Source organism: Thermomonas sp. (genome assembly GCF_023953935.1).
In the GTDB taxonomy this organism is placed as follows: Bacteria; Pseudomonadota; Gammaproteobacteria; order Xanthomonadales; family Xanthomonadaceae; genus Thermomonas.
In genome coordinates this window covers 257,806-269,383 of sequence record NZ_JAMLIW010000003.1, presented here as the reverse complement: position 1 = coordinate 269,383, position 11,578 = coordinate 257,806, and the positions used below count along the sequence as shown (strand labels likewise).

The following is an 11,578-nucleotide window of genomic DNA, read 5'->3' as shown; positions in this document are numbered from 1 at the left end:
GGTGATTCGTGATTTGCAAGAGCCTTCGGCAGGCACGCCATCTCCCGGCGCCTTAGCGCCATCAACCGCACCGCCCCCAGGCTCTTTCGAATCACCAATCACGAATCACCGTCTCCCGTCTCCTCACACCGCCACCGGGGCCTTGATCGCAGGCAGCGGATCGTAACCTTCGATGGCGATGTCCTCATAGCGGAAATCTAAAATGTCTTGCACGTCCGGATTCAGACGCAGAGCCGGCAAGGCGCGCGGGCTACGTGCGAGTTGCGTGCGCGCCTGCTTGAAATGATTGGAATACAGGTGTGCATCGCCGAGTGTGTGGACGAAATCGCCCACTCCCAGCCCGCAGGCCTGCGCCACCATGTGGGTCAGCAGGGCATAACTGGCGATGTTGAAGGGCACGCCGAGGAAGATGTCGCCGCTGCGCTGGTACAGCTGGCAACTGAGCCTGCCGTCGATGACGTAGAACTGGAACAGGCTGTGGCAAGGCATCAGCGCCATCTTCGGCAGATCAGCCACGTTCCAGGCCGAGACGATCAGGCGCCGCGAATCGGGATTGCGCTTGATCTCGTCGATGACCCACTGGATCTGGTCGATCGCCTGCCCGTCCGCGCCTGCCCAGCTGCGCCACTGCTTGCCGTAGACCGGGCCCAGCTCGCCCTCGGCATCGGCCCACTCGTCCCAGATGCTGACGCCGTTGTCGCGCAGGTAGGCGACATTGGTGCTGCCCTGCAGGAACCACAGCAACTCGTGGATGATCGAGCGCAGGTGCAGCTTCTTGGTCGTCACCAGCGGGAAGCCTGCGCGCAGGTCGAAGCGCAGCTGCCAGCCGAACACGCTGCGGGTGCCGGTGCCGGTGCGGTCGGTCTTCTCGCCGCCGTGTTCCAGCACGTGCTGCAGCAGGTCCAGGTATTGCCGCATCAGCGCGACTCCGGCTCCAGGGTCGGGCTGGAACGCGATTTCCACAGCCAATACAGGCCCAGCAGGATCAGCGGCGTGCTCAGCAACTGGCCCATGGTCAGCCAGCCAAACGCCAGGTAGCCGAGCTGGGCATCGGGTTCGCGCACGAACTCGACCAGGAAGCGGAAGCAGCCATACAGCAGCGCGAACCAACCCGAAACGGCATAGCGCGGGCGCGGCTTGCGCGAATACCAGACCAGCACGCAGAACAGGACCAGGCCTTCCAGCGCGGCCTGGTAGAGCTGCGAAGGGTGGCGGGCGAAGGCGTTGAGCGCGCCGGTTTCGAACTGCGCCCGCAGCGCGGCCGGGCTCATCGAGGCGAACGGTTCCGGCAAGGCGCGCGGGAACACCACGCCCCAGCCATCGAAGACCGTGCCTGCGGTCGGCTTGCCCCACAACTCGCCGCCGATGTAGTTGCCGATCCTGCCAAAACCCAGACCCGCCGGCACCAGCGGTGCGATGAAATCCACCGTATCGAAATAGTGCAGCCGATGCTTGCGCGACCACCAGCCGATTGCCACCAACACGCCCAGCAGCCCGCCATGGAAGCTCATGCCGCCCTCCCAGACACGGAAGAGCGACAGCGGGTCGTTCAGCAGGTCGGCGAATCCGTAAAACAGCATGTAGCCGATCCGCCCGCCCAGCACCACGCCCAGCATGGTGTAGAACATCAGGTCGGAGAATCCCGCCTCGGTCACGCCCGGCAGCCGCCCCGCGCGCGCGCGCCGCGCGCCCAGCCACCAGGCCACGGCGAAGCCGAGCAGGTACATCAGCCCGTACCAGTGCACCTTGACCGGCCCCAGCGAAACGGCAATCGGGTCGATCTGGTCCAGATACGGCATCATGCGTCAACGGCTCGGGTCAGCGCACATTGTAAGCCGCCCCGCTCACCATTCACCCGCACCCGGGATGTAATTGGCCGCCGCCTTGCGCCGCATCAGCAGGTTCAGCCACTCGACCAGCACCGAGAAGCCCATCGCGAAATAGATGTAGGGCTTGGGCACGTGGATCTCGATTCCGTCGAGGATCAGCACGGCGCCCACCAGCAGGATGAACGCCAGCGCCAGCATCTTCACGGTCGGGTTGTTGTCGATGAAGGTGCCCAGCGGGTCAGCCGCCAGCAGCATGATGGCGACCGCCGCGAGGATCGCCGCCACCATGATCGGTACGTGCTCGGCGATGCCGACCGCGGTGATGACCGAATCCAGCGAGAACACGATGTCGATCACCGCAATCTGCGCGATGACCATGCCGAACACCGCCGAGGTCTTGGTGGTCCGGGGGTCTTCATCCTCGCCACCGCTGATCAGTTCGCGGATCTCGACCGTGCCCTTGTACAGCAGGAAAGCTCCGCCCAGGATCAGGACAAGGTCGCGGATCGAGATCCCCATCCCGCCGATCTCGAACACGTTCTTGTGCATGTGTGCCAGATGCGCGAGCGTCACCAGCAGCAGCACCCGGGTGATGCAGGCAGCGGCGATGCCGAGCCGGCGCGCCAGCGACTTGCGGTTCTCCGGCAATCGACCGACCGCAATCGAAATGAACACCAGATTGTCGATGCCGAGCACGATCTCGAGCGCGCTCAAGGTCACCAGGGTAAGCCAGGCGTCGGGGCTGGCCAGAAAACTCAGATCCATTTCATTCTCACCCGATCATCCCGGCCGTCAAAACAACGACACGCGGGGCAACAGCAACAGCGCCCACACCAACACCACGTTCATCATCAGCACGAACACCGCTGCCGACCCCATGTCCTTGGCCCGGCCTGAAAGTTCGTGCCGCTCCGGACCGAAACGCTCGATCACCGCTTCCATCGAGGAGTTCATCAGCTCCATCGCCAGCACCAGCAGGCAGCTGCCGATCAACAGGGCGCGCTCGATTCCGGTTTCACCGAGGTACCAACCCAGCGGCCCGAGGATGGCCAGCAGATAGACCTCCAGCCGGAACGAGGATTCGTGCAGCCAGGCCGCCCGCAGCCCCAGCAGGGACCAGCGCAGCGCGCGCCAAACGCCGGCGGGACTGCGCGGAAGATGCCCATGGACATCAGCCATTCGGGCAAACCCCGCAATCGGCTGGCATATCGGGCGTTGGAACGGGCATCGTGCGGATCGCAACCGGCGGCAGGACCCGCTTTGTCCCTGCAATTTTGCCACAACCCGGCGCCAGCGCGCTGGGCGGGGCTCGCGCACGCGTCTTTATTGCGAACGCAGCGCCTCGATCGGATCGAGCAGCGAGGCCTTGCGCGCCGGGTAGTAGCCGAAGAACAGGCCGGTGCAGATCGAGAACGCGGCGGCCAGCAGCACGACCTGGGTGTCGAGCTGAACCGGCAGGTCACCGATCTTGCCCACGATCAGCGCGCCGACGATGCCGATGGCGATCCCGATCACGCCGCCGCCCAGCGAAATGAGCATCGCCTCGGCCAGGAACTGCCGGCGCACGTCGGAGGGGCCGGCGCCGACCGCCATCCGCAAACCGATCTCGCGAATGCGCTCGGTCACCGACACCAGCATGATGTTCATGATCCCGATGCCGCCGATGATCAGGCAGATCCCGGCGACCGCGCCCAGCAGCTTCGACATCAGGTTGGTGGTGGCGGTGCGGGTGGCGACGATCTGGCTGATGTTGCGCACCGCGAAGTCATCGTCGGCGCCGGGCTCGATCTTGTGGCGCTGGCGCAGCAGGCCCTCGATCTCGCTCTGCGCGCTGTCGAGGTTGCGCGCATCGTCGACCCCGACGGCAATCTGCTGGACCGTGCCCGGCGGCATGTCGGTCGAACTGGACAGCCGGCGCCGGGCCGTTTCCAGCGGCACCACCACGATGTCGTCCTGATCCTGGCCGAAGCCGCCTTGCCCCTTCGAGCCGAGCACGCCGACCACGGTGAACGGCACCCGCCCGATCCGGATGCTCTGGCCGATCCCGGAATCATCGCCGAACAGGGTCTTGCGCACGGTTTCGCCGATCAGCACGGACTTCGAACCGCCGCCGTAGTCCGCCGCGTCAAAACCGCTGCCCTGCGCGATCTGCCAATCGTTGATCGAAAACCAGTCCGGCTGCACGCCCTGCCACTGGGTCGAGGTGTTGTTCACGCCGGAAACGATTTGCGCACCGCCGCGCAGCGAACCGGCGGCGTACTGCACTTCCGGCACCTCGTTGCGGATCGCTTCCACGTCACCCACGGTCAGGGTCCAGCGGCTGCCCTGCGCCATTCGCGCCCCACCCGGCCCCATCCCGCCGAAGCTGCTGATGTCGAGCCGCTGCGAGCCCAGCCCCGAGACCATCTTGTCGATCTCGGCCTGCGTGCCCTGCCCGATCGACACCATCACGATGACGGCGGCAATGCCGATGATCACGCCCAGCGAGGTCAGCGCGCTGCGCGCCCAGTTGCCACGCAGGGCGAAGAACGCGGTGCGCAGGACATCGCCCCAGGTCATGGCTGCGGCTCCGGCGTGGCCGCCGTGGCCGCGACCAATGCGCCATCGTGCATCACATAGGTGCGATCGGCATGCGCGGCGACGTGGGCATCGTGGGTGATCAGGATCACCGTGTGGCCGTCATCGCGCAGGCGCTTGAACAGCGCCAGGACTTCTTCACCCGACTTGCTGTCGAGCGCGCCGGTCGGTTCGTCCGCCAGCAGGATCGGCGGATGGTTGACCAGTGCGCGCGCGATCGCCACGCGCTGCTGCTGGCCGCCGGACAGCTCATTCGGGCGGTGGTCGGCGCGCTCCGCCAGACCCACCGAGGCCAGTGCCGCCAAGGCCCGCGTCCGGCGCTCGTGGTGCGGGATGCGCGCATAGCCCAGAGGCATCGCCACGTTGTCGGTGGCGTCCATCCGCGGCAGCAGGTGGAAACCCTGGAACACGAAACCGATCTTTTCGCGACGCAGCTGGGCCAGCGCTTCGGCGTCCAGCGTCGCCACGTCCACGCCGTCGCATTCGTAGCTGCCCGACGTCGGCCGATCGAGGCAGCCCAGCAGGTTCATCAGGGTCGATTTGCCTGAGCCCGACGGCCCCATGATCGCCACGAAGCCGCCGCGCTCGATCGTCAGGTCCACGCCGCGCAGCGCCACCACCTCGGCCTCGGTCCCGGCCGAATACACCTTGCCGAGGCTGCGCGTCCGGATCACCGGAACGGTGGAAGCGGCAGCGACCATTACTTGCTCCCCGCGGCAGCACGTTCACCCGAAATGATCAGGTCACCTTCGCGGATGTTCGGCCCCGAGACCTCGGTGCTGGTGCCGTCGCTGGCGCCGATCTTGATCGAAATGGCCTCAGGCTTGCCGTTGCTCGAACGATAGACCGTCACCCGCCGCGCGCTGAGCTGGGCATCCACGCCGGCGCTCCACTTGCCGCGCTGCTCGGGGCTCAGGGTTGCCACGAACGCGGTGAACTGCTGGTTGAGCCGGTCGCGCATGCGCGCACGCATCTGCGCCATCATGTTGGGGTCGCCGCCGCCACCACCGCCAGGCCGCCCGAAGCCGCGACCGCCGCCGAACAAGCGGTTGCCGCCACCCTGCTGCGAAGCGTTGTTTTGCTGCCACTGCGCCGCACGCTCGGCCTGGCGCTGCTTCATTTCCTGCAGCGCCTGGTCGAATGCCGCTTTCTGCTCGGCGTTCAGGCCCAACGAAGTCGCCAATGCCTGCCAATCCTGGCTCATGTCGGCGCTGCCGCCGCCGGCGCCGGGCGGGCCGCCACTGGCCCCTTCCGGTTGCAGCTCGGCCAGCGGCGAATCATCACCGGGCTTGAAGCGCAGCGCCGCGTTGCCGAGCTTGAGAACGTTTTCACGGCTGCTGACCTCGATCTCGGCATTCACGGTCAGCCCCGGCAGCAGAGTACCGTCGCTGTTGTCCACGGTGACGATCACCGGATAGGTGACGACGTTGTTGGTGGTCGTGGCCGCCATCCGCACTTGTCCGACCACGCCCTTGAACTGGCGATCCGGGAAGGCGTCGGCGGTGAAACTGACCTGCTGGCCGACCCGGATCTGGCCAATGTCGGACTCGTCCACCGCCAGCTGGATCTGCATCTTCGACAGGTCTTCGGCGATGGTGAACAACTCCGGCGCCGAGAAACTCGCCGCCACGGTCTGGCCGGGGTCGATCTTGCGGGTCAGCACCACGCCATCGACCGGGGAGGTGATGACCGCACGATCGATGTTGACCTGGGTGTTCTGGACCGACGCGGTCTGCTGGCGGATTTGCGCCTGCGCCGAGCTCACCTGCGCCCGCGCCTGATCCAGCGCGGCTCGTGCCAGGTCGAAATCGCTGCGGGCGATCAGCTTCTGATCGGCCAGGTCCTGCTTGCGCTGGAAATCCAGGCTGGCATTGCGCAGCGAGGCCTGCGCCTGCGCGAGCTGGGCGCGGGCGCTGGCAATCGAGGCATTGCCCTGTTCCAGCTGGGCCCGATAGGTGGACGGATCGATCCGCGCCAGGATGTCGCCCTTTTTCACCGGCGAGTTGAAATCGACCAGCACATCGGTCACCTGACCGGAGATCTGGCTGCCGACGGTGACGGTGGAGATGGCGCTGAGCGTGCCGGTGGAGGAGATCGTCACCCGGATGTTGCCGCGCTGTACGGTTTCGGTGCGATAACCACCATCCCCGGCGCTGGCGCCGCGCGGCCCCCACAGATACCAGGCACCGGCAAGGGCGGCAATGACGACGGCGGCCACGCCCAACCGACGCGGGCTGAACAGGTTGCGGGAACGAGCGGATTTGTTCATGCGGTCCAAGGTCCGGAAAGACGGCAACGCCTCACTCAACGCATGCGTGCCGCAAAGGTTGACAGGCTGCGGATGCTACCCGGACCGCGCATTCATGCACCGTGCCATTCGGGATGGTCCGGCCCGCATCTTCCCGCGTCGTTCAGCCCCGAGATGGCCTCACTCGGCGGTCGGGCGCGCCGAGACCATTGCCTCTCGATCGGGCTGGAACACCACGCTGGCGCAGGTGCCGCGGCCTGGCGTGCTTTCCAGTGCCAGCGACCACCCGCAGCGTTCGGCGAGCCGATGGGCGATGGTCAGTCCCAACCCCGGCCCGGAGGCATCGCAGGGACCCGAACCGCAGTAGAACGGCTCCACGGCATGCTCCAGCGTCGCCGCGTCCATGCCGATGCCGCTGTCGCACACCTGCAAACGGTCCGCCAGCAGGCGGACCTGCACCTCACCTTCCCGGGTATAGCGGATTGCGTTGTCGAGCAGGCGCCCGAGCACGATTTGCAGCACCCGCGGCGGCGCATGCAGTTCCAGATCGTGGCTGCGCTCCATTCGCAAGGCCAGACCTTTGCCTTCGGCGACGGGCCGGACCCGATCCAGCTCCCGCTCCAGCAGCTCGGCCACGGCAAAATCCTCGGCTTCGGGCTCCACTTCCTCGCTGCGCGCCAGCAGCAGCAGGGCGTCGATGATCGCCTCCATTCCGACGGCCGACGACTGGATCCGCTCCAGCGAGCGACGCGACGCCTCCGACAGCGTCTCGTCATGACCGATCAGGTCACCGGCGACCCGGATCACCGTCAGCGGCGTCCGCAGCTCATGGCTGGCGGCGCGGGTGAACTCGCGTTCGCGCGCGGCGTGCTCGCGCAGGCGCAAACCGAAGCCATGCAAGGCATCCGCAAGCGTGCGCACGTCATCACGAATGCCTTTGGGCAACCGCTCGGGCGCCAACGCATCCGGGTTCGGGCGGCGCGGATCCCAGGCGCCGACTTCGCGCAGGATCCAGCACACCGGCGCAATCGCACGGCGGGCAGCACGGTCGCCGATCCAGATGACCGCCAGCATCATCAGCGCCGCGACGAAAAACACCAGCGGCGGAAGCCACGACCGCAACGCGCTGCCATACCACGCCAACGCCGCCAGCCCACCGGCGGCGACGGCAATCAGCAGGGCCAGCTGCAGGAAGAAGATCCTGCGAACGCGGTATTGCCAGGTCGTCACGACAGCCGCCGTGATTCACGCCGCCAGGTCGGCGACGCGATAGCCGGCACTCTGGACGGTGTGCAGCAGCGGACGGCCGAAGGGTTTGTCGACCACCTTGCGCAGGTTGTACAGGTGGCTGCGCAGGGTGTCCGAATCGGGCAGGTCATCGCCCCAGATCTCGCGCTCGATTTCCTGCCGGCTGACCACGCGCGGCGATTCGCGCATCAGGATCGACAGCAGCCGCAGTCCGATCGGCGAGAGCTGCAATTCAACGCCCGCGCGGGTGGCCCGCATCGCGCCGGGATCCAATTCGAGGTCGCCGATGCGCAGCGCCTCCGCGCCGATCTGGCGGCGGTCGCGGCGGATCAGGGCATGCAGGCGCGCTTCCAGTTCGCGGATCGCGAATGGTTTGGTCAGGTAATCGTCGGCGCCGGAGGACAGCCCGGTGAGTTTGTCATCGAGGGTATCGCGCGCGGTCAGCATCAGGATGGGCGTCGCCCTGCGCGCTTCCCCGCGCAGCCGCTTGCAGACCTCGACCCCGTCCAGTCGCGGCAGCATCAAATCGAGCACGATGGCATCGTAGGTATTCTCCGAGGCCAGGCGATAGCCATCGACGCCGTCGGCCGCATAGTCCACTTCGAAGCCCCGGCTCTCGAGGTATTCGCCGACCATTTCGGAAATGTTGCGGTTGTCCTCGATGATGAGCACCAAGCCCGCCTGTTCCTTGTCCTGCATGCGCCGCACCTGTCCACTCCGTTGCGTGCAAGATGCGGCCCGCACGGTCGAAAGGGCGTGAAGGCGGCCCCTACTCTCCGGCGATCACGAGACGCCCGACCTGCCCGCGCGCTTGTTGATCCTGTGACGACTGATGTGCCCCTCTTTGTTCGGGATGTTTGCCTGGTCCGGCCACCTCGGCGTGATTGATTTCCGTGGGGCGACTGCGTGGCTCGCGTGCATCCGTGCGGCCGGCTTCACTCGGGGACACGCCGTGAATACATCCATGTAGGCTCATCGGCGGCATCCCTGCCGCCGATGGTCCCCGAGTGAAGCCGGCCGCGCGGATGCCTCTTGCCTTTGGGTGATTCCCTCAGAACGGGATGCGCCCGATCAGGATGTCCTTGTACATCACCCAATCGCCGATGAATGAGTACAGCGGATGCTTGAAGGTGGCCGGGCGGTTTTTCTCGAAGAAGAAATGCCCGACCCAGGCGAAGGCATAGCCGGACACCAGCGACGCCAACAGCCACCACGGCTGCATCGACTTGAGCGCCAGCACGATGAAGCCGATCGAAAAACTCGTCCCGACGAAGTGCAGGCGCCGGCAGGTGCGGTTGCGATGTTCGCCCAGATAAAACGGATAGAACTCGCGGAAGCTGGCAAAGCGCTCGCTCATCGATTTTCTCCCTGCAGCGGCCGCCATGATTGCACTTGCCGACCCGGATTGTGGGAGCGCACCGCAGGAGCGCGACTGGCATTGCGAGCGTCGGGCGTTTCGCGCCCCTCGGCCTGCGGCCTCGGTGCACTCCTACAGCCTGCGGCCTCGGTGCACTCCTACGGGCGCTTGCGTTCGGCAGCCTTGGCGCGATCCCAATAGGCGTCCTGCGCGGCCAGTGACTTGCCCGCCAATCCGCCGTCGACATCGGCCAGCGCTTCCATCGCCCGGAACCGGCGCTCGAATTTATGGTTGGCGCGGCGCAACGCACTGCCCACGTCGACCTTGGCATGGCGGGCAAGATTGGCGCAGACGAACAGCACGTCGCCGATCTCGTCTTCCAGCCGATCACGCGCTTGCGCATCGTCCGGCGCACGGGCGACCGCGGCAAATTCGGCGCGCACCTCGGCGATTTCCTCCGCCAATTTTTCCAGCACGGGCTCCGGCCCCGGCCAGTCGAAACCGACCTTGGCGGCCTTGTGCTGCAACTTCACCGCCCGCTGCCATTCCGGCATGCCGCGCGCGATTCCGGCCAGCGCCGACGCATCGGACTCCCCCTTGGCCGCACGCTCGGCGCGCTTGCGCGCTTCCCAATCGGCCAGTTGGGCTTCGGCGTCTTCGAAACTGGCATCGCCGAACACATGCGGATGGCGACGGGTCATCTTGTCGCAGATGGCTGCGACCACATCGCCGAACGCGAACGCGCCGGCATCCTGCGCCATCCGCGCGTGGAACACCACTTGCAGCAGCAGGTCGCCCAACTCGTCCTTGAGGTCGGCCATGTCGCCGCGGTCGATCGCATCGGCCACCTCGTAGGCTTCCTCGATGGTGTAGGGCGCGATCGTGGCGAAGGTCTGCTGCTTGTCCCACGGGCAGCCGGTCGCCGGGTCACGCAGCCTGGCCATGATGGCCAGCAGGTCGTCGATCGCGTGCTGCGGGCTCACGTCGGCAGCCTTGCGCGCAGCTCCGCGTCACCCAAGGCGATGAAATCGCCGTTGAGCAGGCCGTCGCGCTGGTTGTAACGGAACGGCCGCCCCTGCGGATCCAGCACCGCGCCACCGGCGGCTTCGAGGATGGCCTGGCCGGCGCCGGTGTCCCATTCGCTGGTCGGCCCGAAGCGCGGGTACAGGTCGATGCCGCCTTCGGCGAGTTTGCAGAACTTGAGCGCCGAACCGCAGCCGATGACTTCCGCACCCGGCAGCGCGTCCAGCAAGGCCTGGGTGCGGGCGTCGCGATGCGAGCGGCTGGCCGCCACCCGCAGCGGCGCGATGGCCGGCTTGCGGGTGTGGATGGCGACATCGCGCTCGCCGTCGCGACGGAACGCGCCGTGGGCACCGCCATGCCAGAGCCCGCCCGTCACCGGCTGCTGGATCAGGCCAAAGCTCGCGACGCCATCTTCGACCAGCGCAATATTGATGGTGAATTCGCCATTGCGCTTGATAAATTCGCGGGTGCCGTCGAGCGGATCCACCAGCCACAAGGTTCGCCAGGTCCTGCGCTCGGCGATGTCCACGCCCTTGGACTCTTCCGACAGCACCGGAACTTCTGGCGTCAACGCCTGCAAGCCCGCCGTAATGCAGCGATGCGCGGCCATGTCGGCGGCGGTCAGCGGCGAATGGTCGGATTTCTCCTGCACCCCGAAGTCGCTGCCCTCGTACACCGCGAGGATGGCCTCGGCGGCCTGCCGCGCCAGTGCGATCACGCCTTCACGCAGCTCGTCATTGATGTCCATGCTGTTGCAGCCACTCCCGAACGATGAACAGGCCGGCGATCGTGCGGCCTTCGGAGAAATCTTCCCGCAGGATCAGCTGGTCCAGCTCGGCCAGCTTCCACGGCACCACTTCCGGCGGTTCCGGTTCGTCGCCCGGCAGGCGCTGCGGATACAGGTCACGCGCCAGCACCAGATGGGTCTGGTGGCTCATGTAGGTTGGCGCCAGGGTCAGGCTGCGCAGCACCCGGACCTCGCGCGCGCCGTAGCCGGCCTCCTCCATCAATTCCCGGTTGGCCGCCTGCTCGGGCGACTCGCCGGCGTCGATGCGGCCCTTCACCAGGCCGAGTTCGTAGCGGTGCACGCCGGCCGCGTATTCACGGATCAACAGCACGGTGTCGGCATCCAGCATCGGCACCACCGCCACCGCACCGTGGCCGCGCCCGTGCAGGCGCTCGTACAGGCGGCGCTCGCCGTTGTCGAATTCGAGGTCGAGCCGCTCCATCCGGTACGGGCCGGCGTCCTGCTCGGTGATGCCGTGGATGGTCGGCAGGCGGCGACTCATGCGAGCG

Annotated in this window: 13 protein-coding genes; all 13 read right to left on the bottom strand. The window is 66.7% G+C overall.

Going from position 1 to position 11,578, the window contains the following annotated elements:
* Nucleotides 1–123 precede the first annotated feature (123 nt).
* The 13 genes from M9902_RS05455 to nudE all read right to left on the bottom strand — a co-directional run bounded on the left by M9902_RS05455 (nucleotide 124) and on the right by nudE (nucleotide 11,571).
* Nucleotides 124–918 (bottom strand): thymidylate synthase, encoded by a 795-nt coding sequence (locus M9902_RS05455; protein ID WP_297221479.1) that lies wholly within the window; start codon nucleotides 916–918, stop codon nucleotides 124–126.
* Nucleotides 918–1,799: a prolipoprotein diacylglyceryl transferase gene (lgt, locus tag M9902_RS05450; protein ID WP_297221502.1), complete on the bottom strand. Its 882-nt coding sequence runs from the start codon at nucleotides 1,797–1,799 to the stop codon at nucleotides 918–920. Before lgt ends, M9902_RS05455 begins: the two co-directional genes overlap by 1 nt.
* A 45-nt stretch (nucleotides 1,800–1,844) precedes the next feature.
* Nucleotides 1,845–2,594: a TerC family protein gene (locus M9902_RS05445; protein ID WP_297170662.1), complete on the bottom strand. Its 750-nt coding sequence runs from the start codon at nucleotides 2,592–2,594 to the stop codon at nucleotides 1,845–1,847.
* A 27-nt stretch (nucleotides 2,595–2,621) separates the two neighbouring features.
* Nucleotides 2,622–3,008 carry a diacylglycerol kinase gene (locus M9902_RS05440; protein WP_297170659.1) on the bottom strand — a complete coding sequence of 129 codons (387 nt, stop codon included), beginning with the start codon at nucleotides 3,006–3,008 and terminating at the stop codon, nucleotides 2,622–2,624.
* Nucleotides 3,009–3,152: 144 nt separating this feature from the next.
* On the bottom strand, nucleotides 3,153–4,388 hold the full coding sequence (locus M9902_RS05435; protein ID WP_297170657.1) for an ABC transporter permease: 1,236 nt from the start codon (nucleotides 4,386–4,388) through the stop codon (nucleotides 3,153–3,155).
* Nucleotides 4,385–5,107: an ABC transporter ATP-binding protein gene (locus M9902_RS05430; RefSeq protein WP_297221478.1), complete on the bottom strand. Its 723-nt coding sequence runs from the start codon at nucleotides 5,105–5,107 to the stop codon at nucleotides 4,385–4,387. The genes M9902_RS05435 and M9902_RS05430 overlap by 4 nt, the downstream gene beginning before the upstream one ends.
* Nucleotides 5,107–6,675 carry an efflux RND transporter periplasmic adaptor subunit gene (locus M9902_RS05425; RefSeq protein ID WP_297170653.1) on the bottom strand — a complete coding sequence of 523 codons (1,569 nt, stop codon included), beginning with the start codon at nucleotides 6,673–6,675 and terminating at the stop codon, nucleotides 5,107–5,109. Before M9902_RS05425 ends, M9902_RS05430 begins: the two co-directional genes overlap by 1 nt.
* Nucleotides 6,676–6,834: 159 nt before the next feature.
* Nucleotides 6,835–7,884 (bottom strand): HAMP domain-containing sensor histidine kinase, encoded by a 1,050-nt coding sequence (locus M9902_RS05420; RefSeq protein WP_297221477.1) that lies wholly within the window; start codon nucleotides 7,882–7,884, stop codon nucleotides 6,835–6,837.
* A 15-nt stretch (nucleotides 7,885–7,899) separates the two neighbouring features.
* Nucleotides 7,900–8,601 (bottom strand): response regulator transcription factor, encoded by a 702-nt coding sequence (locus M9902_RS05415; RefSeq protein WP_297170668.1) that lies wholly within the window; start codon nucleotides 8,599–8,601, stop codon nucleotides 7,900–7,902.
* A 352-nt stretch (nucleotides 8,602–8,953) separates the two neighbouring features.
* On the bottom strand, nucleotides 8,954–9,259 hold the full coding sequence (locus tag M9902_RS05410; RefSeq protein WP_297221476.1) for a DUF962 domain-containing protein: 306 nt from the start codon (nucleotides 9,257–9,259) through the stop codon (nucleotides 8,954–8,956).
* Nucleotides 9,260–9,417: 158 nt separating this feature from the next.
* Nucleotides 9,418–10,242 carry a nucleoside triphosphate pyrophosphohydrolase gene (gene mazG, locus M9902_RS05405; protein ID WP_297221475.1) on the bottom strand — a complete coding sequence of 275 codons (825 nt, stop codon included), beginning with the start codon at nucleotides 10,240–10,242 and terminating at the stop codon, nucleotides 9,418–9,420.
* Nucleotides 10,239–11,030, bottom strand: coding sequence for a 3'(2'),5'-bisphosphate nucleotidase CysQ (gene cysQ / locus M9902_RS05400; RefSeq protein ID WP_297221474.1), 792 nt, complete (start codon nucleotides 11,028–11,030; stop codon nucleotides 10,239–10,241). Before cysQ ends, mazG begins: the two co-directional genes overlap by 4 nt.
* Nucleotides 11,017–11,571: an ADP compounds hydrolase NudE gene (nudE, locus tag M9902_RS05395; protein ID WP_297221473.1), complete on the bottom strand. Its 555-nt coding sequence runs from the start codon at nucleotides 11,569–11,571 to the stop codon at nucleotides 11,017–11,019. Before nudE ends, cysQ begins: the two co-directional genes overlap by 14 nt.
* Nucleotides 11,572–11,578 lie beyond the last annotated feature (7 nt).

Excerpts from the sequence above, each read along its gene's own strand:
- cysQ (WP_297221474.1), bottom strand. The coding sequence starts at position 11,030 with ATGGACATCAATGACGAGCTGCGTGAAGGCGTGATCGCACTGGCGCGG.
- lgt (WP_297221502.1), bottom strand. The coding sequence starts at position 1,799 with ATGCCGTATCTGGACCAGATCGACCCGATTGCCGTTTCGCTGGGGCCG.
- nudE (WP_297221473.1), bottom strand. The coding sequence starts at position 11,571 with ATGAGTCGCCGCCTGCCGACCATCCACGGCATCACCGAGCAGGACGCC.
- M9902_RS05455 (WP_297221479.1), bottom strand. The coding sequence starts at position 918 with ATGCGGCAATACCTGGACCTGCTGCAGCACGTGCTGGAACACGGCGGC.
- M9902_RS05425 (WP_297170653.1), bottom strand. The coding sequence starts at position 6,675 with ATGAACAAATCCGCTCGTTCCCGCAACCTGTTCAGCCCGCGTCGGTTG.
- M9902_RS05435 (WP_297170657.1), bottom strand. The coding sequence starts at position 4,388 with ATGACCTGGGGCGATGTCCTGCGCACCGCGTTCTTCGCCCTGCGTGGC.
- M9902_RS05440 (WP_297170659.1), bottom strand. The coding sequence starts at position 3,008 with ATGGCTGATGTCCATGGGCATCTTCCGCGCAGTCCCGCCGGCGTTTGG.
- M9902_RS05445 (WP_297170662.1), bottom strand. The coding sequence starts at position 2,594 with ATGGATCTGAGTTTTCTGGCCAGCCCCGACGCCTGGCTTACCCTGGTG.
- M9902_RS05410 (WP_297221476.1), bottom strand. The coding sequence starts at position 9,259 with ATGAGCGAGCGCTTTGCCAGCTTCCGCGAGTTCTATCCGTTTTATCTG.
- M9902_RS05415 (WP_297170668.1), bottom strand. The coding sequence starts at position 8,601 with ATGCAGGACAAGGAACAGGCGGGCTTGGTGCTCATCATCGAGGACAAC.
- M9902_RS05430 (WP_297221478.1), bottom strand. The coding sequence starts at position 5,107 with ATGGTCGCTGCCGCTTCCACCGTTCCGGTGATCCGGACGCGCAGCCTC.